This window comes from Mesorhizobium sp. M7A.F.Ca.US.008.03.1.1, assembly GCF_003997495.1.
Taxonomy (GTDB): Bacteria; Pseudomonadota; Alphaproteobacteria; order Rhizobiales; family Rhizobiaceae; genus Mesorhizobium.
In genome coordinates, this window is sequence record NZ_RZRU01000012.1 from 105,946 (window position 1) to 128,989 (window position 23,044).

The 23,044-nt window shown below is 63.0% G+C and carries 20 protein-coding genes; 6 read left to right on the forward strand and 14 right to left on the reverse strand.

The genetic code is table 11. The features are described from left to right. Window positions 1-131: 131 nt before the first annotated feature. From EOA16_RS18265 to puuE, 11 genes are all read right to left on the reverse strand, one after another. Window positions 132-1,787, reverse strand: coding sequence for an ABC transporter ATP-binding protein (locus EOA16_RS18265; protein ID WP_127259523.1), 1,656 nt, complete (start codon window positions 1,785-1,787; stop codon window positions 132-134). Beyond that, on the reverse strand, window positions 1,787-2,611 hold the full coding sequence (locus EOA16_RS18270; protein ID WP_127259524.1) for an ABC transporter permease: 825 nt from the start codon (window positions 2,609-2,611) through the stop codon (window positions 1,787-1,789). Before EOA16_RS18270 ends, EOA16_RS18265 begins: the two co-directional genes overlap by 1 nt. Window positions 2,612-2,620: 9 nt before the next feature. Beyond that, window positions 2,621-3,580 carry an ABC transporter permease gene (locus tag EOA16_RS18275; protein WP_023813639.1) on the reverse strand — a complete coding sequence of 320 codons (960 nt, stop codon included), beginning with the start codon at window positions 3,578-3,580 and terminating at the stop codon, window positions 2,621-2,623. Window positions 3,581-3,596: 16 nt separating this feature from the next. Next, window positions 3,597-5,183: an ABC transporter substrate-binding protein gene (locus EOA16_RS18280; protein ID WP_127259525.1), complete on the reverse strand. Its 1,587-nt coding sequence runs from the start codon at window positions 5,181-5,183 to the stop codon at window positions 3,597-3,599. Window positions 5,184-5,337: 154 nt separating this feature from the next. Beyond that, entirely contained in the window at window positions 5,338-7,323 is a 1,986-nt protein-coding gene (locus EOA16_RS18285) for a CocE/NonD family hydrolase (protein WP_127259526.1), read from the reverse strand. A gap of 78 nt (window positions 7,324-7,401) precedes the next feature. Then, complete coding sequence (locus EOA16_RS18290; protein WP_127259527.1) at window positions 7,402-7,815, reverse strand: type II toxin-antitoxin system MqsA family antitoxin; 414 nt, start codon at window positions 7,813-7,815, stop codon at window positions 7,402-7,404. A gap of 2 nt (window positions 7,816-7,817) precedes the next feature. Next, on the reverse strand, window positions 7,818-8,015 hold the full coding sequence (locus EOA16_RS18295) for a type II toxin-antitoxin system MqsR family toxin (protein ID WP_245455972.1): 198 nt from the start codon (window positions 8,013-8,015) through the stop codon (window positions 7,818-7,820). A 165-nt stretch (window positions 8,016-8,180) separates the two neighbouring features. Beyond that, complete coding sequence (locus EOA16_RS18300) at window positions 8,181-8,774, reverse strand: nucleoside deaminase (RefSeq protein WP_127259528.1); 594 nt, start codon at window positions 8,772-8,774, stop codon at window positions 8,181-8,183. Between the two features lie 67 nt (window positions 8,775-8,841). Further along, on the reverse strand, window positions 8,842-9,333 hold the full coding sequence (locus EOA16_RS18305) for an ureidoglycolate lyase (RefSeq protein ID WP_127259529.1): 492 nt from the start codon (window positions 9,331-9,333) through the stop codon (window positions 8,842-8,844). Beyond that, window positions 9,330-10,193, reverse strand: coding sequence for a bifunctional allantoicase/(S)-ureidoglycine aminohydrolase (locus tag EOA16_RS18310; RefSeq protein WP_127259530.1), 864 nt, complete (start codon window positions 10,191-10,193; stop codon window positions 9,330-9,332). Before EOA16_RS18310 ends, EOA16_RS18305 begins: the two co-directional genes overlap by 4 nt. A gap of 10 nt (window positions 10,194-10,203) precedes the next feature. After that, window positions 10,204-11,622 carry an allantoinase PuuE gene (gene puuE / locus EOA16_RS18315; RefSeq protein ID WP_127259531.1) on the reverse strand — a complete coding sequence of 473 codons (1,419 nt, stop codon included), beginning with the start codon at window positions 11,620-11,622 and terminating at the stop codon, window positions 10,204-10,206. Window positions 11,623-11,825: 203 nt separating this feature from the next. On the opposite strand from puuE, the gene uraH reads away from it, so the two are divergent. The 4 genes from uraH (at window position 11,826) to xdhC (ending at window position 16,974) form a co-directional block, all read left to right on the forward strand. Next, entirely contained in the window at window positions 11,826-12,200 is a 375-nt protein-coding gene (gene uraH / locus EOA16_RS18320) for a hydroxyisourate hydrolase (protein WP_127259532.1), read from the forward strand. Between the two features lie 3 nt (window positions 12,201-12,203). Beyond that, window positions 12,204-13,685, forward strand: a complete 1,482-nt coding sequence (xdhA, locus tag EOA16_RS18325) for a xanthine dehydrogenase small subunit (protein ID WP_127259533.1) — start codon at window positions 12,204-12,206, stop codon at window positions 13,683-13,685. Continuing rightward, a complete protein-coding gene (gene xdhB / locus EOA16_RS18330; protein WP_127259586.1) occupies window positions 13,685-16,030 on the forward strand; it encodes a xanthine dehydrogenase molybdopterin binding subunit in 2,346 nt (781 codons plus the stop codon). Before xdhA ends, xdhB begins: the two co-directional genes overlap by 1 nt. A 62-nt stretch (window positions 16,031-16,092) precedes the next feature. Continuing rightward, complete coding sequence (gene xdhC, locus EOA16_RS18335) at window positions 16,093-16,974, forward strand: xanthine dehydrogenase accessory protein XdhC (protein ID WP_127259534.1); 882 nt, start codon at window positions 16,093-16,095, stop codon at window positions 16,972-16,974. A 12-nt stretch (window positions 16,975-16,986) separates the two neighbouring features. On the opposite strand, the gene EOA16_RS18340 is transcribed toward xdhC, so the two are convergent. From EOA16_RS18340 to EOA16_RS18350, 3 genes are all read right to left on the reverse strand, one after another. Beyond that, window positions 16,987-18,240 carry an LLM class flavin-dependent oxidoreductase gene (locus EOA16_RS18340; protein ID WP_127259535.1) on the reverse strand — a complete coding sequence of 418 codons (1,254 nt, stop codon included), beginning with the start codon at window positions 18,238-18,240 and terminating at the stop codon, window positions 16,987-16,989. Then, entirely contained in the window at window positions 18,237-19,250 is a 1,014-nt protein-coding gene (locus tag EOA16_RS18345) for an LLM class flavin-dependent oxidoreductase (protein ID WP_127259536.1), read from the reverse strand. The genes EOA16_RS18340 and EOA16_RS18345 overlap by 4 nt, the downstream gene beginning before the upstream one ends. A gap of 117 nt (window positions 19,251-19,367) precedes the next feature. Beyond that, entirely contained in the window at window positions 19,368-20,288 is a 921-nt protein-coding gene (locus EOA16_RS18350; RefSeq protein ID WP_027039874.1) for a LysR family transcriptional regulator, read from the reverse strand. A 162-nt stretch (window positions 20,289-20,450) separates the two neighbouring features. On the opposite strand from EOA16_RS18350, the gene EOA16_RS18355 reads away from it, so the two are divergent. Both EOA16_RS18355 and guaD read left to right on the forward strand, forming a co-directional pair. Further along, window positions 20,451-21,668, forward strand: a complete 1,218-nt coding sequence (locus tag EOA16_RS18355; protein ID WP_127259537.1) for a urate hydroxylase PuuD — start codon at window positions 20,451-20,453, stop codon at window positions 21,666-21,668. Between the two features lies 1 nt (window position 21,669). Further along, on the forward strand, window positions 21,670-22,983 hold the full coding sequence (guaD, locus tag EOA16_RS18360) for a guanine deaminase (RefSeq protein ID WP_127259538.1): 1,314 nt from the start codon (window positions 21,670-21,672) through the stop codon (window positions 22,981-22,983). Window positions 22,984-23,044 lie beyond the last annotated feature (61 nt).

The following is a 23,044-nucleotide window of genomic DNA, read 5'->3' on the forward strand; positions in this document are numbered from 1 at the left end:
GGCGTTCTAGTGTTGCATCCCGATGACGGTCGCCGGCGCCCCATGTGGCGGGCTGGCCTGACGCAATTTCCGGGGGGAAGCGCCGTGCATTTCTTCCGGGAGTACCGGTTCCCAGTTTTCCCGGAATTGCTTTAGTTCCCCGCGCTGGCCATGCGCCGCCCCTTGATTGCCTTTTCCAGCCAGCCGATTTCCATCTCTGGAACCGAGGAGAGCAGCAGGTCGGTGTAGGCGTCGAAGGGCGGGCTCAGCACCTTGCTCTTGGGGCCGTAGCGCACCACCTCGCCGCGATACATAACCGCGATCGAATCGGCGATCGACTTCACAGTGGCGAGGTCATGCGTGATGAACAGATAGGCGACGTTCTCCTCCTTCTGCAGCTCCAGCAGCAGCTTGAGGATGCCGTTGGCGACCAGCGGATCGAGCGCCGAGGTCACCTCGTCGCAGATGATCAGCTTCGGCTTGGCGGCAAGCGATCGGGCAATGCAGACACGCTGTTTCTGACCGCCGGAAAGCTCGGCCGGGTAGCGATCGGAAAAGCCCTTGCCCATCTCGATCTTGTCGAGCAGTTCGGCGACGCGTCTGTCGCGTTCGCGGCCGCGCATGCCGAAATAGAACTCCAGCGGCCGCCCGATGATGGTGGCGACGGTCTGGCGGGGATTCATCGCCACGTCGGCCATCTGGTAGATCATCTGCAACTGGCGCAAATCCTCCTTCGGCCGGTCGGCCAGCCGGTTGGCCAGCGGACGTCCGTCGAAGGTTACCGTACCCGCTTCGGGTGGCAAAAGCCCGGTGATGGCGCGTGCCAGCGTCGATTTGCCGGAGCCTGACTCGCCGACGACGGCCAGAGTCTGACCCGGATAGATGTCGACCGAGACGTTCTTCAGCACCTTGATGTCGCTGCGGCCATAGGCGGCGGTGACGTTCTTCACCGACAGGAACGGCGTCGTGCCGGGCTTCTGCTCCTGGTGTTCGATCTCATGCACCGAAACAAGCGCGTTGGTATACTCCTGGCGCGGCTCCTTGATGATCTGCCGTGTGCCGCCCCATTCGACCAGCCTTCCATGGCGCAGCACCATGATCTCGTCTGAAACCTGGGCAACGACGGCAAGGTCGTGCGTGATGTAGAGCGCAGCGACATGGGTGTCGCGGATGGCGTCCTTGATCGCCGCCAGCACGTCGATCTGCGTCGTCACGTCGAGCGCCGTTGTCGGCTCGTCGAAGACGATCAGGTCCGGCTCGGAGCAGAGTGCCATCGCCGTCATCACACGCTGCAGCTGGCCGCCCGAGACCTGGTGCGGGAAGCGCTCGCCGATGGTTTCGGGGTTGGGCAGGCTGAGCTTCTTGAACAGCGCAACCGCGCGCTTCTCGGCCTCGGCGCGCGTCGCGGTGCCGTGCAGCAGCGTGGCTTCCACCACCTGATCCATCAGCCGGTGCGCCGGGTTGAAGGCCGCTGCTGCCGACTGCGCGACATAGCAGACCTCGCGACCGCGTAATTTGCGGAAGCCGTCCTTGCCGCCCTTGAGGATGTCGCGGCCGTTCAGGATGACCTCACCGCCGGTGATGCGCACGCCACCGCGGCCATAGCCCATCGACGACAGGCCGATGGTCGACTTGCCGGCCCCGGATTCGCCGATCAGGCCGAGCACCTTGCCCTTCTCGAGCGTCAGCGAGACATCGTGCACCAGCACGATGTTCTTCGGCGGCTCCCCGGGCGGGAAGACGGTGGCCTCGATGCGCAGATTGCGGATGTCGAGCAGCAGGCCGGGTTTCGCTTTGCTGTCGGCCATCACCCGCGTCCTCCCTTGAGGCTTGTCGTCCGGTTGAGCACCCAGTCGGCAACCAGGTTGACGGAAATCGCCAGCAGGGCGATCGCCGCCGCCGGGATGAGTGCGGCCGCGATGCCGAAGACGATGCCGTCCTTGTTTTCCTTGACCATTCCGCCCCAGTCGGCGTCCGGTGGCTGCACGCCAAGGCCGAGGAACGACAGCGTCGACAGGAACAGCACCGCGTAGATGAAGCGCAGGCCGAGTTCGGAAACCAGCGGCGACAATGCGTTGGGCAGTATTTCGCGGAAGATGATCCAACCGTTGCCCTCACCACGCAGTTTAGCCGCCTCGACATAGTCCATGACGTTGATGTCGACGGCGACCGCGCGCGACAGGCGATAGACGCGGGTCGAATCCAGAATGCCCATCACCAGGATCAGCGTCACCAGATTGGTCGGCAGCACGGACAGCACGACGAGACCCATGATCAGCGTCGGGATCGACATCAACAGATCGACGAGGCGCGACAGCAGCGTATCGAACCAGCCGCCGAAGACGGCCGCCGAGAAGCCGAGGATGGCGCCGAGCGAGAATGACAGCGCGGTGGCCAGCACCGCGATAAACAAAGTGATACGGGCGCCGTAGATCATGCGCGAAAGCAGGTCGCGGCCGAGATTGTCGGTGCCCAGCAAATGGGCGGCCGACATCGGTTCCCAGACATCGCCGACGATTTCGCCGTTGCCGTGCGGCGCGATCCAGGGGGCGAAGACCGCCGCCAGCACGAACAGTGCCGTCAGCACGATGCCGATCAGCGCGGGGATGGGGATGCGTTTGATATCGAGCATATCCGCCCCCTATTTCGGATGTCTGAGACGCGGATTGGCGACGATCGCCGCTATGTCCGCAATGATGTTCAGGCTGATATAGACGGCGGCGAAGATCAGGCCGACCGCCTGCACCACCGGCACGTCTCGCTTGGTGACGTGGTCGACCAGATACTGTCCCATGCCCGGATAGACGAAGATCACCTCGACCACGACGACGCCGACGATGAGGTAGGCGAGGTTGAGCATGACGACGTTGATGATCGGCGCGATGGCATTGGGGAAGGCGTGCTTGCGGATGACGTTGAAAGCCGACAGGCCCTTCAGTTCCGCCGTCTCGACATAGGCCGATTGCATGACATTGAGGATCGCCGCGCGTGTCATGCGCATCATGTGGGCGAGCACGACCAGCGTCAGCGCGGCCGCCGGCAGAGCGATCGCCTGCATGCGCTCGCCAAAAGGCATGCCGTCATAGACGGTCGAGATGCCCGGGAAGATTTGCCATTTCACGGCGAAGAAATAGACCAGCACATAGCCGATGAAGAATTCGGGAAACGAGGTCGAGGCCAGCGCTAGCCCGGAGATTAGCTTGTCGACCCAGCCATTGCGGTAGCGCACCGCGATCAGGCCGAGGATGATCGCCAGCGGCACGGCGACGATCGCCGCCCAGAAGGCGAGGAACAGCGTGTTCCACAGTCGTCCCTTGATCGACGTGGCGATATCCTGGCCGCTCGACATGGCAGTGCCGAGATCGCCGGTCAGCACGCCGCCCAGCCAATGAAAATACCTGAGATAGGCTGGCTGGTTGAGCCCGAGTTGCTCGCGCAGATTGGCAAGCGACTCCGGCGTCGCCGATTGTCCGAGAATGGCTTGCGCGACGTCGCCGGGCAAGATCTGGGTGCCGGCGAAGATCAGGACCGAAACGGCCAACAAGAGGAGAATGCCCAGCGCAACGCGCTGGGCCACCAGTTTCAAGATGGGTGAGGACATATCCGCAAGGCCAGGCTCAGGCTTCGAGCCAGCACTTCGCCAGCGCGTAGCCGTTCATCAGCTCCTGATGCGGATCGTCGACCCAGCCGCCGACCTTGGCGCCGGTAGCGTCGATGAACTGGTTGAACATCGGCAGGATCAGGCCGCCATCGTCTCGTACCAGGACAGCCATGTCATGGTACATCTGCTTGCGCTTGGTCTCGTCGAGCTCGGCGCGCGCGGCCAGCACCATCTTGTCGAAGTCCGGGCGCTTGAAACGCGTGTCGTTCCAGTCGGCGGTCGACAGATAAGCGGTGGAGTACATCTGGTCCTGGGTAGAGCGGCCGCCCCAGTAGGAAGCGCAGAAGGGTTGCTTGTTCCAGACCTCGTTCCAATAGCCGTCGCCGGGCTCACGCTTCAGCTCGATCTGGATGCCGGCCTTGGCCGCGCTCTGCTGGAACAACTGCGATGCATCGACGGCGCCCGGGAAAGCGACGTCCGAGGTCCGCAGCAGAACGGCGCCATCGTGGCCCGATTTCTTGAAGTGGAACTTGGCCTTGTCGGGATCGTACTTGCGCTGCTCGATCTCGGTAAACAGTGGATAGGACGCATTGATCGGGAAGTCGTTGCCGAGCGAGCCGTAGCCGCGCAGGATCTTGTCCAGCATTTCCTCGCGGTCGATGGCCAGCTTGAGTGCCATGCGCAGATCGGCGTTGTCGAACGGCGCCGTGTTGCAATGCATGATGAACACGTAGTGGCCGGGACCCGCATGGTTGCGGATGGTGACGCCCGGCAGGCGCTTGATCAGGTCGACGATCTTCGGCTCGACGCGGTTGATCATGTTGACCTGGCCGCCCTGCAGGGCGGCCGTGCGCGCCGTCGCATCGTTGATGACGATGAGCTCGATCTGGTCGGCATGGCCCATCTTGTCGCCCTGCCAGTAATTGGCGAAACGCTCGCCGCCATGGCGCACGCCGGGCTCATTGGTCGTGACCTTGTAAGGGCCGGCCGAGATGCCTGCGTCGGCCTTGTCCTTGCCGCCATTCGGTTGGACGATCAGGTGATAGTCGCTGAGCAGATAGGGCAGATCGGCATTGGCTTCTTTCAGGGTCAGCACGACTTCCTTGCCGCTGGCCTTGATGGTCTCGATGCCCTTCATGTAGCCGAGCGCGCCGGATTTCGACTTCTCGTCGGAATGGCGCTCAAGTGTGGCGGCCACGTCCTCGGCGGTCACGGTCTTGCCGTTGTGGAATTCGACGCCGTCGCGGATCTTCAGCGTCCACACCTTGGCGTCGTCCGACGAGCCGATCTCCTCGGCGATGCGGTTCTCGAGCTTGCCTTCCGGCGAAAGCTCGACAATCAATTCGCCCCACATCTTGCCGAAGGCGAACGGCACCTGGGTCATGAACAGTGCCGGATCAAGGCTGTTGGTGGACTCGCCGCCGACAAGTCCGGCCTTCAGTGTGCCGCCCTTGACCGGGCCAGCCGCGCGTGCCGCGCTTGAAAGCATTGAGTTGGCGAAGGGTGCGGAGATACCGAGCGCTGCCGCCCGGCCGAGAAAATCACGACGGCTCAGTTTGCCCGACGCGACACGCCGGCTAAGAAATTCCAGTTCGTTCGACATTTTGAGTTCCTCACTCTGTTGGTTCGACTCTGCGGTCGTTTTTCTTGCTTCTTGTGAGGAGAATAATGACCGCAAGGGAAAGCGGTAAGCAAGACCGAATGCGACATGCCGTGGCGTAAATCGTACGTCGCAATTGGACCAATGAACTCGGCGCTCAAAGAAGCGCCCGCGGCACCTTCTCTTCGAAATTGCGCTCGAAGACGAGGGTTTCGTCCTCATAGGCCTCGATTCTGGCGCTGACGATGAAGTTTTGCGCGTCCGACCGCATTTCGGCGGATGTCTCGGTGCGTACCGACCATCCGTTTCGCGACAAGGTCTGCGTCCAGTGCGTCTTCCCGGAGGCCGACAGCGGATCGTCGGGATGGATCGTCCAGGTCTCGCGGGCGATGCTGCCATTGGCGAGGCCATGGGCGAGATCGCGCACCTCGCCGAAGTCATCAACGATGGAAAGCGTCACTATTCCGGTCTTTTCATCACGATCGACATGACGTTCGGAACTGGTGGCGCGGATCGTCTCCGTTGCCCAGGGGGTGGCCCCTTCTGGCTCGGCGAACGTTACTTCGTCGCCTGTCGCCAGCGGCCGCAGCGGCAAACTGAGCGTCGCCGCCGACAAGGTGAGCTGTACCCGCTCCGGCGACGGCCAGATAGCAGGCCAATAGGCATTCGAAACGGCAACACGCAGCCGGTGGCCGGCCGGCACGCGATAGGCGCATTGATCGAGCACGACGCGCACCGAGACGGTTTCGCCCGGCACCAGCGCCTCGGGAAATTCGTGCGAATTGCGGTGCGTCAGATTGAGTACGCCATAGGAGATCAACTCCGAGGCGCCGTCGGGATGCACATCGCAAAGCCGGACGGCGATGTTGGCCTGCGGACGATCAGAGGATAGCTGCAGCTCGACCTCCGGCGCTCCGACGATGTCGATCGGCTCGCCGAGTTCCGGCTGGTCGAAACACACCGACAGGGCATCATCAGGGCGTTGGTCTCCGGGCAATTCGGGGCCGAAGGTGAAGGGAAAATACTCGCCGCCGGCCAGGCCGCAGCTTTGCGGTGAGGCGACGATGGCGGGCTTTTCGCCTGCGGGGATCAGATCGACCGTTTGCGTCTTGATGGCTGGCGAGGGCCATTCCTGCTCCGCCACCCAGCGGCCCGGACGTTCGGGATGCCAGCGCGCCGGACGCACGCTGTCCATGACATAGGCGCGGTAGGCCGGGTCGGACTCGACACCGGTGTCGACACCCTTCAGCCAGCGGTCCCACCAGCGCAAAGCCTCCTGCAGGAAGCCGATGGCGGGTTTTGGTCCTGCGTAATGCGGGTATTTGTGGATCCATGGCCCGATAATGCCCTTGACCGGGGCTTCGATATTGCTGGCCAGATGCGAGACCGTGTTGCGGTAGCCGTCATGCCAGCCGCCGATCGACAGCACTGCCGCTTTGACGGCGGAAAAATCCTCGCAGATCGAGCCGCGCTTCCAGTAGGCATCGCGGTGCTGGTGCTTCAGCCACAGCGGCGCCAGGAAGGACTGGTTCTCCAGCCGGGTCAGCCACAGATCGCGCCATCTGTTGTCGCCGGCCAGCAGCGGGTCCGGCGGCCGCGACGAGTAGGACAGCATCGTCGAGGCCCAGCCGAAATTCTCAATCAGCAGGCAGCCGCCCTTGTAGTGGATGTCGTCGGCATAGCGGTCGACGGTCGAGCACAGGCTGATCACCGCCTTCAGCGCCGGCGGCTGCTTGGCCGCCACCTGCAGGCAGTTGAAGCCGCCCCAGGAAATGCCCATCATGCCGACATTCCCGTTGCACCAGGGCTGGCTTGCCGCCCAGGCGATGACGTTGCAGGCATCCTGCAATTCCTGCTCGGAATATTCGTCGTCCATCAGCCCTTCGGAATCGCCATTGCCGCGCATGTCGACGCGGATCGAGGCATAGCCGTGCCCGGCGAAATAGGGATGCGTCAGCTGATCGCGAAAGATGGTGCCGTCACGCTTGCGGTAAGGCAGATGCTCGAGGATCGCCGGCACCGGATCATCGCCGGCATCTTCCGGCATCCACACCCGTGCCGACAGCCGGCAGCCATCCGGCATGACGATGGCCATATCAGGGAATTCAACGACCTTGCGGGGAAATTCGGTGACGGTTTTCATGGCCGCATAACGCCCCGCGGCGCGCCGACTTTCAATCGCCATTCGCGACTGGAGCAGCGAAAAATGCGACCTGTGCCGCTACCGCAGTTCATCCAGCAGTTCGGGATGCTTTTCCAGCAGCGTCATCAATTGAATAGTCGGGCCACTCGGTTCGATCAGGCCCCTTTCATACTTGTCAAAGGCATTCTCGCCGACCTTGAACAGAGATCCTGCCTCGCGCTGCGACAGATTGAGCTTTGTGCGCATGCGGCGGATGGTTGCCGGGGCAGGCACACCATCGATCTTCTCCTTGAGAACGCGAAGCGCGGCATCGACGGCAGCCATGTCATCTCCGACATGCACACCCTCGTCACCGGATGCTGGATAGTAACCCGGAAGGTCGACAATTATGCTCTCGCCCTTGTACGCAACGGTGAACGGACGCACTTCACGCGTGAGCGTTTCCCCAGTTTCGGGGGAAGTCATGGTCCGATTTTCTTCTCTTGTCGCCATGGTCATTTCTCCTTGAACGACATGACCGTGAACTCGGTCACGACATCCGCTTGGAATTTCACGTAGAGGATCAGATTGCGCACCGGCACGTGATAGACATCCTGCCAGACCCGATGATCCGCAAAGGTCGTCATAGACTTCACGAACATTCTTCGTGTCATGCCGCCGATCACCTCGACGACACCGCCGGTCGAAGCCAAGACCGGTGGCATCCCGCAGAGCGGACGTCGTGATCGCCAGCGTATTGACAGACCCGAACGTCGTCTTGATGGCATCAAGATCGTAGGTGGGCCTGCGTTTCTCCATAACACAATATGCCACCATAAAGGTGGCAATTCAAGAGTGTCCCCCGGCAGCCTAAGAACCTAGTTTAGCGGAATGTCGTTGTCGGCTTTGTTTGCCTGATAGGCGCCGGACAACTCGTCGTAGCGCGCCGAAATCGCGCCGATGCGTGTTTCCAGCCGTTGCCGCTCTGCCTCGGGCAACGCCCGCACCAGCCTGCGGATCGAAAAGCTCTTCCAATAGGCATTTTCAGTGTTGTAGCCGCCGGGGTCGAGGGTGAAGACCTCTTTCAGGATTTTCAGGTCGTGCGGGATGGCGAAGCTGTCGCGCGAATCCTCGTGACTGAACAGATAGTAGAAATTGTCGAAGCCGGTCCAGGTGATCGCCGACAGGCACAGCGAGCATGGCTCATGCGTGGCGACGAAGATGGCGTCCTTGGTGTCGACGCGCTCGGCCCTGGGCATTTCGTAGAAACGCTTCAGGCAATGCACCTCGCCATGCCAGAGCGGGTTTTCGATCTCGTTGTTGGTCTCGGCCAGCACCAGCGAACGGTCCCTCTTGCGCAGGATCGCCGCGCCGAACAGCTTGTTGCCATGGGCGACGCCTTCGGCCGTCTTCGGCACGATATCATGCTCGATGACGTCGAGCAGGCGGTCGATCAGCGAAATGTCGGTCATTACAGCGTCTCCTGCTGCATGTCGCCCAAAAGTGCCCCCGGTTTTGGGGTAACGACATGCACAAAAATTAAGGGAGATGGATCTCGTAGGCGTGCGAGAAATGGAATTCCACGAGGTTGGAGCCGTCGCCGCCACGGTCAACGATCAGGAAATCCTGGGCCTCGCCGAGCGGCGTCAGCACGCCATGCCAGAGATTGCGTCGGTAGTTGATGCCTTGGCCGGGCGCGGTGATGAAGGCATGCGGCTCGCCCGGTCCCTGATCGCCGTCATGGCAGACAACGACCAGGAAAGGGCGCGGCGACAGCGGAATGAAGGCCTGGCTGCCGAAGGGGTGGCGCTCGACCATGCTCAGCTTCAGCGGCAGTTCGTAGGGTGTGCCGCGCACCATCGAGATCAGCACACGGGCGTTCGGTCCGGTTGCTTCGGCGGTGGCGAGATCGTGATAGCGCTCGGCCCTGCCGCCATTGATCGGGTAATGGTTGTCGCCGCCCATGTCGATGACGTTGCCGAAGGGGGCAAAGCTCTCGCGGGTCAGCGGCCGCGCGACGATGCGGGTCATGGGGCGCGCTTTGCTATGCCGGCGCCGCCGAGCTTGGCGTGCCGGTTGACGTCCTTGTAGAGCAGATAGCGGAATTTTCCTGGGCCGCCGGCATAGCAGGCCTGCGGGCAGAAGGCGCGCAGCCACATATAGTCGCCGGCCTCGACCTCCACCCAGTCTTGGTTGAGGCGATAGACCGCCTTGCCTTCCAGCACATAGAGACCGTGCTCCATGACATGGGTCTCGGCGAAGGGAATGACCGCGCCGGGTTCCAGCGTGACAATGGTCATGTGCATGTCGTGGCGCAAATCGGCCGGATCGACGAACCGCGTCGTCGCCCAGCGGCCTTCGGTGCCGAGCATCGGCGTCGGCGCGATCTCCTGTTCGTTTGTGAAGAAGGCTTCCGGCACATCGAGACCGTCGACCGCCTCGTAAGCCTTGCGAATCCAGTGGAAGCGCACGTCGGCCTTGCTTTCGTTGCGAACTGTCCAGCCGCTGGTCGGCGGCAGGAAGGCAAAGCCGCCGGGCCGCAGGACATGCTCCTTGCCGGCCAGCAGAACCGTCAGCTCGCCCTCGACCACGAACAGCGCGCCCTCGGCGCCGGCATCGGGTTCCGGCCGGTCGCTGCCGCCGCCGGGCGCGACCTCGACAATGTATTGCGAGAACGTTTCGGCAAAGCCGGACAGCGGTCGCGACAAGATCCAGACGCGGGTCTTGTCCCAGAACGGCAACGCACTGGTCACGATGTCCTGCATGACACCCCGGGGAATGACGGCATAGGCCTCGGTGAAGACGGCGCGGCCGGTCAGAAGCTCGCTCTGGCCGGGGTGGCCGCCATGCGGGGCGTAATAGGTTCGCTCGGGCATCCTGATCGTATCCATGGGTTCAAACCTATTGCGGAAGCATGTCCTTGAGGCGGAGCAGCGCGATGCGCTCGACCTGTTTGCAGGCGGTCTCGAATTCGACGCCGCGGCTGTTGCCGATGCGCGCCTCGAATTCCGCCAGGATTTCCTCCTTCGTCTTGCCCTTCACCGCGATGATGAAGGGGAAGCCGAAGGTGGTGACGTAGGCGGCGTTGAGCTTGGAAAACAGTTCGCGCTCCTTGTCGGTCAGCGCGTCGAGGCCGGCCGAGGCCTGCTCCCTGGTCGATTCCGCCGTCAGCCGCCTGGCCTTGGCCAGCTTGCCGGCAAGGTCGGGATGGGCGTTGAGCACCGAAAGCCGCTCGGCCTCGCTGGCGGAACGGAAGATACGGCAGAGCGCATTGTGCAAGCCGCCGGCCGTGTCATGCGCCGGCCCCAGCTCCAGCTCGTAGGCGCGTTCTGCGATCCAGGGCGAATGCTCGAAGACGCCACCGAAGGTGTGGACGAAGGTCTCGAACTCCATCTTGGATGGACGCAGTGCCGCCGGCTTGTAAGGATGATTCTCCTGCCAGTGGCGGGCGATGTCGACGCGCCGCGCCAGCCAGACCTTGTCGTGCGACTTCACATAGTCGACGAAACGCTTCAGCGCCGCCACCCGGCCCGGCCGCCCGACGAGGCGGCAATGCAGGCCGATGTTCATCATGCGCGGCCGCCCTGCCTGCCCCTCGGCATAGAGCGTGTCGAAGCTGTCCTTCAAATAGGCAAAGAACTGGTCGCCCGAGTTGAAGCCCTGCGGCGTGGCGAAGCGCATGTCGTTGGCGTCGAGCGTATAGGGGATGATGAGCTGCGTGCCACCCTCATGCTCGAACCAGTACGGCAGTTCGTCGTCATAGGTGTCCGACACATAGTCGAAGCCGCCTTCTTCCGCGACAATCCGCACTGTGTTGACCGACGTGCGGCCCGTATACCAGCCGGTCGGGCGCTCGCCGGTCACTTCGTAATGCAGTTTGATCGCCGCTTCGAGGTCGCGGCGCTCATCCTCGGCGCTGTGGTCGCGGTAGTCGATCCATCTCAGCCCGTGCGAAGCGATTTCCCAGCCGGCTTCCTGCATGGCCGTCACCTGATCGGGCGAACGGGCGAGCGCTGTGGCGACGCCGTAGCAGGTGATCGGCACTTGCGACTCTGTGAACAGCCGGAGCAGCCGCCAGAAGCCGGCCCGCGCCCCATATTCGTAGATGGATTCCATGTTCCAGTGGCGCTGGCCCACCCAGGGCGCCGCGCCGACGATTTCCGACAGGAAGGCCTCAGAGGCCTTATCGCCATGCAGCACGCAGTTCTCGCCGCCCTCCTCGTAATTGACGACGAACTGCACGGCGACATGCGCGCCGCCAGGCCATTTCGGGTCCGGTGGATTGGCTCCGTAGCCGCGCATGTCTCTGACGTAACGCATCGTCCCTCCCGCCGGGCATGGCCCGAAGTATGATCAGGATATCGAAAGGGCTGCCTAGGCATTCCCCCGAAAATTTTTGAAAGTGTTTTTGTCGCACTCCGCTCGACCGGGACTTATGCATCGCCTTTAATTGGCGCACAATTCACTGTTGATACTTGATCGTACCGGGTCAATTCGCTCGTATCGGAAATGGGAGGCGGCCAATGGCAGAAACGTCGAAAGCCGATGGCGGGCGTCTAACGACCCATGTCCTCGACACGGCGACCGGCAAGCCGGCAGCAGGACTGTCGATCACGCTTTATCACCTTGGGGGCACGGCGCGGACACATCTGAAGACCGTTGTCACGAATGCCGACGGCCGTTGCGACAAGCCGCTGCTTGCCGGCGCGGAGTTCCGCACCGGCGAATACGAACTGGTCTTCGCCGCGGGCGACTATTTGCGCCAGCAGGGGGTGAGCCTGCCGAAACCGGCCTTTCTCGACGTGATACCGATCCGCTTCGGCATGGCCGAACCGGTGCACTATCATGTGCCACTGCTGGTCTCGCCTTACGGCTATTCGACCTACAGGGGGAGCTGAGACATGGCCAAAGTTAACATCCGCAACGAGATCCGCTTCATCCTCAATGGCAGGGATGTGGCGCTTTCGTCGGTGGCACCCGATGCGACCCTGCTCGACTGGCTGCGACTCGACCGGTCGCTGCGTGGCATCAAGGAAGGCTGCGCCGAGGGCGACTGCGGCGCCTGCACGGTGCTGGTCGGCAAGCTCTTCGCTGGCGGTCTGGTCTATGAAAGCGTCAATGCCTGCATCCGCTTCCTCGGCTCGCTCGACGGCACACACGTCGTGACGGTCGAGCATCTGCGTGGCGGGCCAGGCCAATTGCACCCGGTGCAGCAGGCGATGGTCGATTTCCACGGCTCGCAATGCGGCTTCTGCACGCCGGGCTTCGTCATGTCGCTCTATGGCCTATGGATGAAGTCGCCTGACCCTTCGAACGCGGATATCGAAAAGGCTTTGCAAGGCAATCTCTGCCGCTGCACCGGCTACGAGGCGATCATGCGCGCGGCCAAGGCCATCTCGAGCTACGGCAAGGCGGCAAAGGACCCGCTGGCCACGGAGCGCAAGGCGATCACGGCGAGGCTCGAGGCCATGCATGACGGCGCCCGGGTCGAGATCGGAACCGGCAAGGCGCTGCTGGTTGTGCCGGCCGATGTTGACGATTTCGCCGCCGTGCTGGACAAGGAACCCGGTGCCACCATCGTTGCCGGCTCGACCGATGTCGGCCTATGGGTGACCAAGCATATGCGCGATATTTCGCCGGCCATTTTCATCGGCAATCTCGACGGACTTTGCACCATTTCGGAAGACAAGGGCGTCATTTCGATCGGCGCCGGCGTCACCTACACTGACGCCTTCGCGACATTGGCGAAGCGCATCCCGGCGCTGGGGCCGTTGTTCGATCGCATCGGCGGCGAACAGGTACGCAACATGGGCACCATCGGCGGCAACATCGCCAACGGCTCGCCGATCGGCGACACGCCGCCACCCTTGATCGCGCTTGGCGCAAGTCTCACCCTGCGCAAGGGCAACATGCGGCGGACGATCCCGCTGGAAACCTTCTTCATCGCCTACGGCAAGCAGGACCGGCAGCCGGGCGAGTTCGTCGAGGCCGTGCACGTTCCTGTTCCAGCCAAGGATACAAAATTCGCCGTCCACAAGATCACCAAGCGCCGCGATGAGGACATCACCGCGGCCCTCGGCGCCTTCTTCCTGAGGCTGGCCAAGGACGGCACGGTCGCGGAGGTGCGCATCGCCTATGGCGGCATGGCGGCGACGCCGAAGCGGGCGTCTTCCGTCGAAAAAGCGCTGCTCGGCAAGCCATGGACTGAACAGACGGTTGAGGCAGCGATGGCCGAATATGCCAGGGATTTCACTCCGCTCACCGACATGCGGGCCTCGGCCGAATACCGGGCGCTGGCGGCGAAGAACCTGCTGCTGCGCTTCTTTGCCGAGACCAGCGGCACCAGGGAGCCGCTTCAGGTTTCAAGGCACGAGGCGGCATGATGAACAAGCACGCTGCCCCCAACCTCAAAGCCGAAAAGATCGCCGGCGGCGTTGCCACCGATCAGCACCATGACTCCGCCCACAAGCATGTCAGCGGCACGGCCGTCTATATCGACGACATGCCGGAACCGGCCGGCACGCTGCATGGCTGCCTCGGGCTTTCTGCCGCCACGCATGCCACGATCACCAGCATCGATCTCTCGGCGGTGCGTACAGCGCCAGGCGTTGTCGACGTGCTGACGGCCAATGACGTGCCCGGCGAGAACGACATTTCGCCAACCGGCCGCCACGACGAGCCGGTGCTTGCTGACGGCAAGGTGCAGTTCTACGGCCAGCCGATCTTCTGCGTCATCGCCGAGACGCGCGAGCAGGCGCGCCGCGCCACGCGGCTGGCCAAGGTCGAATACAAGGAATTGCCTTTCGTCACCGACATTGGTGCGCTCGATCCGAAGAGGGACAAGCTCGTCACGCCGCCTCTCACGCTGAAGCGCGGAGATGCCGCCACAGCGATCCGTCAGGCGCCGCGCCGGCTGAACGGAAAAATGCGCATCGGCGGCCAGGAACACTTCTACCTCGAAGGCCATATCGCCATGGCCATTCCGGGCGAGGACCAGGACGTCACCATCTATTCCTCGACCCAGCATCCGAGCGAAGTCCAGCACATGGTCAGCCATGCACTCGGCGTGCCGAGCAATGCCATCACGGTGGAAATCCGCCGCATGGGCGGTGGCTTCGGCGGCAAGGAAACGCAAGGCAACCAGTTTGCCGCATTGGCCGCGATCGCCGCGAAGAAGCACCACCGCGCCGTGAAGATCCGGCCGGACCGCGACGACGACATGATCGCCACCGGCAAGCGTCATGATTTCCTCGTCGACTATGAGGTCGGCTTCGATGACGAGGGCAATATCCTCGGCGTCGACTTCATGTTCGCGGCGCGCTGCGGTTTTTCGTCGGACCTTTCCGGCCCGGTGACCGATCGCGCGCTGTTCCACTGCGACAACACTTATTTCTGGCCAGCGGTGCACGCGCAATCGGCGCCGCTTTACACCAACACCGTGTCGAACACCGCCTTTCGTGGTTTCGGCGGCCCGCAAGGCATGGTCGGCGCCGAACGCGTCATCGACGAGGTGGCCTTTGCCGTCGGCAAGGATCCGCTGGAAATCCGCAAGAAGAATTTCTACGGCACATCAGATCGCAATATCACGCCCTACCACCAGACGGTCGAGGACAACATCATCCAGCGCATCGTCGCCGAGCTGGAGCAAAGCGCCAGCTATGCGCGGCGGCGTCGCGAAATATCGGCCTTCAATGCCAACAGCCGTTTCATCAAGCGCGGCCTGGCGCTGACGCCGGTCAAGTTCGGCATCTCGTTCACCGCCACCCACTACAACCAGGCCGGCGCGCTGGTGCATGTCTATACCGACGGTTCGGTGCATCTGAACCATGGCGGCACCGAGATGGGGCAGGGCCTCTACGTCAAGGTGGCGCAGGTGGTGGCGGAAGAGTTCCAGATCGACCTCGACCAGGTGAAGATCACCGCGACCACCACCGGCAAGGTACCGAACACCTCGGCTACGGCAGCGTCCTCCGGTTCCGACCTCAACGGCATGGCGGCGCAGAATGGCGCTCGTCAGATCAAGGATCGGCTGGTCGATTTCGCCGCCGAAAAATACCAGGTGCCGCGCGATCAGGTGCTGTTCCTGCCCAACCGGGTGCGCATCGGCAACCAGGAAATCGCCTTCGCCGACCTCGTCAAGCAGGCCTATATGGCCCGCATCCAGCTGTCGGCGGCGGGTTTCTACAAGACCCCGAAAATCCACTGGAACCGCGACAAGGGCGAGGGCCGCCCCTTCTACTATTTCGCCTATGGCGCCTCGTGTTCGGAAGTCTCTGTCGATACGTTGACCGGCGAATACATGGTCGAGCGCACCGATATTCTCCATGACTGCGGCCGCTCTCTGAACCGCGCCATCGACATCGGTCAGATCGAGGGCGGCTTCATCCAGGGCATGGGCTGGCTGACGACGGAAGAACTGTGGTGGGATGCCAAGGGCCGGCTGCGCACGCACGCGCCGTCGACCTACAAGATCCCGCTCGCCTCCGACCGCCCGAAGATATTCAACGTCACCTTGGCCGACTGGCCGGAAGCCGGCGAGCCGACCATCCACCGCTCCAAGGCGGTCGGCGAGCCGCCATTCCCGCTCGGCATGTCGGTGCTGCACGCGCTGTCGGATGCGGTGGCGAGTGTGGCTGATCACAAGATCTGTCCGCGCCTCGATGCTCCGGCGACCCCGGAGCGGGTTCTGATGGCGATCGAGTGGCTGAAGAAAGAGGCCAAAGCCTGAATCTTGCAAGAGGTGCAATTCAGGCCGAAAAACGCTATGTTTCCCGTACGGGAATGCAAGATATGAACTCAAATGTGCAAAGCCTGAAAGCCTTTCTCGCCAGCGCCGGCCGGGTTGCCCTGGTCGAAGTGGCTGGCACCAAAGGCTCGACGCCACGCGAGAAGGGCGCCTTCATGCTCGTCTCGCAGGCGGCGATCTTTGGCACGATCGGCGGCGGCCAGCTCGAATACATGGCGATCGACAAGGCCCGGCAGATGGTGGGTGAAGAAGCCCGCATCGAGGTCGGCGAGATCTGCGCAACCCTCGACGTCCCGCTCGGGCCGGAAATCGGGCAATGCTGCGGCGGGCGCGTCGAAGTGCTGATCCGGCTCGTGGATGCCACGCTCGCCGCTGAGCTGGTTGCGGCTGCGGAAGCCGAGGAGGCGCACCTGCCGCATGTCTACATCTTCGGCGGCGGCCATGTCGGCCAGGCGCTGGCGTCGACGATCGCACTTCTTCCCGTGCACGGCATCGTCATCGAGACGCGCGCCGAAGCACTGGAAGGCATGCCGGAAACCGTGGAGACACGGCTGACGCCGATGCCCGAGGCCGAAGTGCGAAATGCCCCTGCCGGCACCGCCTTCGCCATCCTCACCCACGACCATGCGCTGGATTTCCTGATCGTCGCCGAGGCGCTGAAACGCGGCGACACCGCCTATGTCGGCATGATTGGTTCGAAGACCAAGAAAGCGACGTTCAGGAGCTGGTTCCTGAAATCGGCGGACGGCAGCGAAGCCGAGTTTGCCCGCCTCGTCTCGCCAATTGGCGGCGACACCGTCAAGGACAAGCGCCCGCAAGTCATTGCGGCGCTGGCCGCAGCGGAGATCATGACAGCGCTGGTCGCCCGCGCCGCCGCGTCAAATGCCGATCATCATGCCCTGCATGACAAGGTGCTGGCAGGCTAAGCTGCGCCGCAGCTAAACCGGCCGTTTCAGACCCAGATGGTCGCGCAGTGTGCGGCCCTCGTATTCCGTGCGAAACAGGCCACGCCGCTGCAGTTCCGGCACGACGAGCGTCGCAAAAGCATCGAGTTCGCCGGGGAAATAAGAGGGCATGACGTTAAAACCGTCGGCCGCACCGCCCTCGAACCGCGCCTGCAACTCGTCGGCCACCTGGGCCGCTGTGCCGACGATGCGCCAATGGCCACGCGCGCCGGCGAAATGCCGGGCAAGCTGGCGAATCGAGAGGCCGTCGCGGCGCGACTGCTCGATGACCAGCGCTTGCCGGCTCTTCATCCCCTCGCTCTCCGGCAGTTCGGGCAGCGGCCCGTCGATCGGATAGCGCCACAGATCGGAGATGCTGAGATAGCTGGATAAAAGCGCTACGCCGACATCGTCGGGGATCAGCGCCTGCAATTCCTCATGTTTCTCGCGGGCCTCAGCCTCGGTTTCCGCCACCACCGGTGCGACGCCCGGCATGATCTTGATGTCGTCGGGCTCGCGCCCATAGGCCGCCAGACGTCTCTTGAGATCGTCGTAGAAGGCCTTGGCTTCCTCGAAGGTCTGCGCCGCCGTGAACACCACATCGGCGGTGCGAGCGGCGAGGTCGCGGCCGACATCCGAGGCGCCGGCCTGAACCATGACCGGGGCGCCTTGCGGCGAGCGTGGCAGGTCGAGCGGGTCGCGAACCGAAAAGCTTTGGCCGTCGTGGCCGGAAGCCTGCTTGTCCTGCCAAAGCCCCGTGACGGCCTCGGCGAATTCGCGCGCCCGCTCATAGCGGTCGGCATGGGGCTTGAGGCCCGTCGAGCCGAAATTGGCAGCCTCGATGGGGCTGGCCGAGGTGACCAGGTTCCAGCCGGCCCTGCCGCCACTCAGATGGTCGAGCGACAGGAAGGTTCGTGCCAGGCCATAGGGCTCGTTGTAGCTTGTCGAGGCTGTCGAGACGAGGCCGATGCGGCTGGTCTGGGCGGCAAGCGCCGAAAGCAGGCTGATCGGCTCGAAACCGATCGAGCGCGACGTCTGGCTGGCAATGCCGGTATTGGCTTCGCGCAGGCCGGCGGCGTCCTCGCAGAAGATCATGTCGAATTTCGCCGCCTCCGCCGTGCGTGCCAGCTGGATATAATGGTCGATGTCGATACCGGCCGTTACATGAGCCTTGGGGTGGCGCCAGGCGGCGATGTGGTGGCCCGTCGCCCACAGAAAGGCGCCGAGCTTCATCTGGCGAGCGGTCATTGATCACCTCCGCCGGCAGGCCCGAGATGCGAGCGCAACGTCGTGCCGCGATAGTTCTCTCGAAACAGGCCACGCTGCCCCAGCTCTGGCAAAACTAGATCGACGAAATCGTCGAGCGCTGAAAGCTGTGCCGGCATCAGGATGTTGAACCCGTCGCAGCCTCTCGCCCGGAATTCCTCTTCCAGCCTTTCGGCGAGGGCAGCCGGCTTATCATCGGCGATAGGCGCGACGTTCGTCAGCACTTTCACAGCATCCGGGTCGCGTCCGCACGCAGCGACACGACGCCTGATATCGTCATAGCGTGCTGTCGCGCCCTCCACCGGCCCGCCGTCCAGCAGGATGACATCGGCGGTGCGGGCGGCAATATCCAGGTCGGCTTCGCTCAGGCCCGACAAGACGAGCACTGGCGTATCCTGCGGCGACCGGGCGACGTTCAGCGGTCCGCGCACCGAAAAGAACGCGCCCTTGTGCTCGAGCAGATGCATTTTTTCGGGATCGTGGAAGCGGCCGCCGCTCTGATCGAACAGCAGCGCGTCCGCATCCCAACCCTGCCACAGACCTTGCACGATGCCGATATATTCCTTGCTGCGACGGCGGAAATCGTCAGGCGAAAATCCTTCGGGCCGGCTGAAATTGGCTGCTTCCCGTGGCGCCTGCGCCATCGTCGCGTGCCAGCCGGCGCGGCCATGGCTGATGATGTCGAGCGAAGCGAAACGGCGCGCCAGATTGTAAGGTTGGTGGGCAATTGTCGAGGCAGCGGCAACCAGGCCGATCCTGCTTGTGACAGTCGCCAATGCGGCCAGCAAAGTGGTCGCTTCGAAGGGCATCGGACTGTTCGCGGTACCGCCGCCGGAAGCTGGCGCTGAATCGGCAAGCAGCACCATGTCCAGCCCGGCTGCTTCGGCCTTTTGCACTGAACCGGCCAGGCGGCTGAATTCCGGCCCCGGTGATGGATCGGCGATCCCCGCAAGCAGCGAAACGGCAAGATGCATTGTGGCGCCGTTGTCCATCGATGGTCCCTGCGAGACGAAATACCACTGGAACTATGTTCATCACATCCAGGGATGGCAACCGTTGGCGCTGTGCCAAACGCCGGTCACTTGCCGGCCAGCATTATTCGGCCAGCATTATTTGCCAGCAAGCAGATCGTTGATCAGCCGCTGGCAGCGTTCGGCCATGAAGTCGAGCAGCAGCCGCACTTTTGGATCCTGCAGCTTCTTGTGTGGATAGACGGCGGCGAACTGCACCGGTGTCGGCGGCGTGCTGCTTAGAATCACCTTTAGCCGCCGGTCGCGGATGAACGGCTCGACCTCGAAGCGCGGCTTGTTGATGATACCGCGCCCCGAAAGCGCCCAGCCGGTCAGCACGTCGCCATCGTCGGTGTCGTAGGGCCCGTGCACCTCGAATTTCTGCGGGCCTGTGGGGGTCTGCAGCGTCCACACATATTCGCGCGCGCCGGAATAACGCAGCATCAGGCAGTCGTGCTTCTTGCCAATCAGCTCCTGCGGCTCAATCGGTTCGCCGCGCGCCTCCAGGTATTTCGGCGCCGCCACCAGCACGCGCTCGCATTCCATGATGCCGCGCATCCTGAGGCTGGAATCCTCGATGATGCCGAGCCGGAAGGCGACATCGATGCCTTCTTTCATGATGTCGACATTGTGGTCCGAGAGCCTCAGCCGCACCTCGATGTCAGGGTATTTGTCGTGAAAATCGGGAATGCCCGAAGCCACCAGCCGTCGCCCGAGCCCCAAGGGGGCGGTGACGCGGATGGTGCCGCGCGGCTGGCCGGAAAGCGCCGAGACCGCGGCTTCGGCCTCGGTGATCGCCTCCAGGACCTGCTTGGCGCCGCCGTAGAAAACCGTGCCATGCTCGGTCGGCATCAACTGCCGTGTGGTGCGGTTGAACAGCCGCACGCCAAGGTGCTTCTCCAGTTCCTTGATGCGGTTGGAAGCGACCGCCGGCGAAATGCGCATGTCGCGCCCGGCCGCCGACAGATTGCCGAGTTCGACGACGCGAACGAAGACGGCAATGTTGTCGAGATAGGCCATGCGGCTCTGTGGCTTTCCTGAGGCCGCCTTCGGGCGGCTCCCATCCTGCTGTGTGTGACTACACTAGTATTTTCCATTTTTTTTTGAAAGTCATCGTACACCTCGCCTCTTTTCGTTTGCGCACGACACCGTAAAGTCGCGTCATCGGCAGGGACGACGTCAATGATGGATTTCGCGATTTTCTGGGACTGGCTGAGCTTCGCCGTGCGCTGGCTGCACGTCGTCACCGGCATCGCCTGGATCGGCTCGTCGTTCTATTTCGTCGCGCTCGATCTCGGCCTGCGCCAGCGCCCCGGCATGCCCGTCGGCGCCTTCGGCGAGGAATGGCAGGTGCATGGCGGCGGCTTCTACCACATCCAGAAATATCTGGTGGCGCCAGCCGAGATGCCCGAGCACCTGACCTGGTTCAAATGGGAATCCTACGCCACCTGGCTGTCCGGTTTCGCCATGCTGTGCGTCGTCTATTATGCCGGAGCCGATCTGTTCCTGATCGATCCCAACGTGCTGCCGATGTCGGTGCCTACAGGCATCCTGCTGTCGCTGGCAACCATCGGCGTCGGCTGGGTGGTCTATGATCTTCTGTGCCGCTCGCCGCTGGGCAAGAGCGACACCGGGCTGATGCTGGTGCTCTACTGCGTGCTGGTGTTCATCGCCTGGGGGCTGACGCACCTGTTCACCGGGCGTGCCGCCTTCCTGCATCTGGGCGCCATCACCGCCACGATCATGTCGGCCAATGTCTTCATGGTCATCATCCCCAACCAGAAGATCGTCGTCGCCGACCTCATCGCGGGCCGCAAGCCCGATCCGAAATACGGCAAGATCGCCAAGCAGCGCTCCCTGCACAACAATTATCTGACGCTGCCGGTGCTGTTCTTGATGCTGTCGAACCACTATCCGCTGGCGTTCGGCACTGAGTTCAACTGGGTCATCGCCTCGCTGGTGTTCATCATCGGCGTGCTGATCCGGCATTATTTCAACTCCATCCATGCCCGCAAGGGCAACCCGACCTGGACCTGGATGGCGGCGCTTGTCCTGTTCATCATCATCATCTGGCTGTCGACCGCGCCGAAAGTGCTGACCGGCGAGCCCAGGGAGTCGGCCGCGGCGCAGGTCTATATCGCCTCGGCACATTTCCCGGCGGTGCGCGACACCGTGCTCGGCCGCTGCTCCATGTGCCATGCGGCGGAGCCGGTCTACGAGGGAATCTACCATGCGCCCAAGGGCGTGATGCTCGATACCGATGCCGATATCGCCAACCACGCCCGCGAAATCTATCTGCAGGCCGGGCGCAGCCACGCCATGCCGCCCGCAAACGTTAGCCAGATTACGGACAAGGAGCGGGCGCTGCTGGTGGCCTGGTTCGAAGGCGCAGGGAAATAGCATGACCTCGACACTTCTGCGCGGCCGCACGCTGTCCTTTGTGCGCTGGCCGCAAACCATCGACGACCATTCCGCCTGGCGCTACGAAGAGGATGGCGGCCTGCTGATCCGCGACGGCCGGATCGTCGCCGCCGGCACCTATGCCGATGTTGAAAAGCAGGCCGGCGAGGCGGTGACGAGAATCGACCATCGGCCGCATCTTTTGCTGCCCGGCTTCATCGACGCGCATGTGCATTTCCCGCAGATGCAGATCATCGCCTCCTATGGCGCCGAACTGCTCGACTGGCTCAACACCTACACTTTTCCGGAAGAAACGAAGTTCGCCAACGCCCAGCACGGCCGCCGCATCGCGCGGCTGTTCCTCGACGAAATGGTGCGCCATGGCACCACGACGGTTGCCGCCTACTGCTCGGTGCACAAGGCTTCGGCCGAGGCCTTCTTTGCCGAGTCGCATGACCGCAACATGCTCAACATCGCCGGCAAGGTGATGATGGATCGCAATGCGCCCGACGGCGTGCTCGACACACCGCAATCCGGTTATGACGACACAAAGGCGCTGATCAAGGAATGGCACGGCAAGGGGCGGCAGCTTTATGCCGTCACGCCGCGCTTCGCCATCACCTCGTCGCCGGAGCAGATGGAGATGGCCGGGACGCTGTGCCGCGAACATCCCGACCTGCACATGCAGACGCATCTGTCGGAAAACTTCGCCGAGATCGCCTTCACGCAGCAACTCTATCCGTGGTCGCGCGACTATACCGACGTTTACGAGCGCTACGGGCTGTTGGGGAAAAAGAGCCTGTTCGGGCACTGCATCCATTTGTCGGAGCGCGAAGCGGATGCGCTTTCCGACAGTGGCTCGGTGGCGGTGTTCTGCCCGACCTCGAACCTGTTCCTCGGTTCCGGCCTGTTCGACTATCAGCGCTTTCGTCGCCGCGAAAAGCCGATCCGCATCGCCGCCGCCACCGATGTCGGCGGCGGCACCAATTATTCGATGCTGCGCACCATGGACGAAGGTTACAAGGTGATCGCGCTGAACGGCGAGAAGCTCAACCCGTTCCAGTCCTTCTGGCAGATGACGCGTGGCAATGCCGAGGCGCTGTCGGTGGCGGAAAAGATCGGCACGCTGGATGAAGGCAGCGATGCCGACATCGTCGTGCTGGACGCCAGGGCAACGCCGGCGATGCGGCTCAGGATGGAAACGGTCGAGACGCTGGCGCAGGAACTGTTTCTCCTGCAAACGCTGGGTGACGACCGCACTGTCCGCGAGGTTTATGTGGCGGGGCGGCCAGCCAAGGCTGACATGGCAGTTTAGACGCTCGGACGTGTTCCTTGCTTGACCCGGCGGCAGCCATCGGTCAAAGCGTGCGGCGAAG